Origin of the sequence: Sutterella massiliensis (genome assembly GCF_016899755.1) — a bacterium.
Lineage (GTDB): Bacteria > Pseudomonadota > Gammaproteobacteria > Burkholderiales > Burkholderiaceae_F > Sutterella > Sutterella massiliensis.
In genome coordinates this window covers 1-1284 of record NZ_JACJJC010000089.1, presented here as the reverse complement: position 1 = coordinate 1284, position 1284 = coordinate 1, and the positions used below count along the sequence as shown (strand labels likewise).

Genomic DNA, 1284 nt, shown 5'->3' with positions numbered 1-1284 from the left:
GTCGAATTCAGCGATCATGCAACTGGAAGCCTTTACATCCAACGCTTCGGCCCGATATTTCATTTGATGTCAAACGCCGAGGGCATGACGCTTGACCTCCTGGTGCTCATCAAGGCTTCCAAACCAGAAATGACGCTTCTGGAGGAGTTTCGCAGCGCATCGGAAACAGGCATTGGACGAGAACACCGGTCCGGCTCAACGTAGCTATCAGGAGATCGAAGAGCCGGCGCTGAGAATCTTCTCCGCCAAATACGACCGCAAAGCTTTCCGTGCTGTTCGACGCCGCGTTTTAGGCATTCGCCCCGAACGCGCCAGCCGTTAAAAAGGTCGCGGGAAACCTTGCGGGCCGCGCTCCCGAAGGACGTCGTTCCAGTCGATGCCTTTGGCTCCCTCCGGAATTTCGTCTTCAGGCATGAAAATGAATGCTGCCAGACCGTTTTCTTCCATGCGAGCCTTGAGCTTTTCCGCCGCCTGTGCGCCGGCACCCGACCGATCCTTGTCCGCCATGATGAGGAGGACGCTGACTTGTGCAGGCGGCTCGAAGTGTTCCAAACCGACGGCAGAAAGAGCCGCCCAGCAGGGAATGCGAAGCCCTTGGACGACCGAAAGCGCTGTCTCGATTCCTTCGGCAACGGCAAGTACCTTTTGGGGTTCGCCGAATTGAACCGAAGCGCCGAGAATCGTTCGATCGCTCGGGAGAGCCATGATGCGCTTCGGATGGTCCACTTCAGCCTTGAACCCGGAGGGGCTCAGGAAGGTGCGGTGAAGCGTCACAAGCCGCCCTTTCGAATCTCGTACCGCCGCACACAGCGTGCGGAATCGTCCTTCGAACGTGTCGTTTGTGTAGAGCGGCGTTTCCGGTCCGGCTCTGAGGACATCCGATTCGAGAACGGATTTCGGCGGAAAAATCATGCGTCTTCGCAGATATGCGACTACCGAAGCTTCCGACTTGTCTCCTTCTCGAAGGGGCGCGGCCTCAGACCAGGCCTCTACGATGCGATCCGCCTTGCGGCGGTTTTCTTTGGCAGTCGAGACTGCCGCTTCGTTCCGACTCTTTTCTGCTTGCTCCGGCGCTTCGCGCTTAACGACCGACCAAACGGCTCTGTGCCGAAGTCCGGAAGGCGTTTTTACTTCCTGCGTACCAAGGCGCATGACTTCGATCCAGTCGCCGGAGCGTGCGCCCGACGACCGAACCGCCCTCAACAGATCCTTTCCCCAAAGCACGGTTGAATCGAATTCATCCTGCTTGGGCGTTCGGATTCTAATGAACGGACTGTCCTGAGC

2 protein-coding genes are annotated in these 1284 nt (G+C 57.9%); one reads left to right on the top strand and one right to left on the bottom strand.

What is annotated here, in order from left to right; all coding sequences use genetic code 11:
- On the top strand, positions 1–204 hold a 204-nt coding region (locus H6A60_RS11445), incomplete at its 5' end, for a hypothetical protein (protein ID WP_205104722.1).
- Between the two features lie 114 nt (positions 205–318).
- Here the strand turns inward: H6A60_RS11445 and H6A60_RS11440 are convergent.
- Positions 319–1284: toprim domain-containing protein (locus tag H6A60_RS11440; RefSeq protein WP_205104720.1), on the bottom strand; the 966-nt coding region annotated here is incomplete at its 5' end.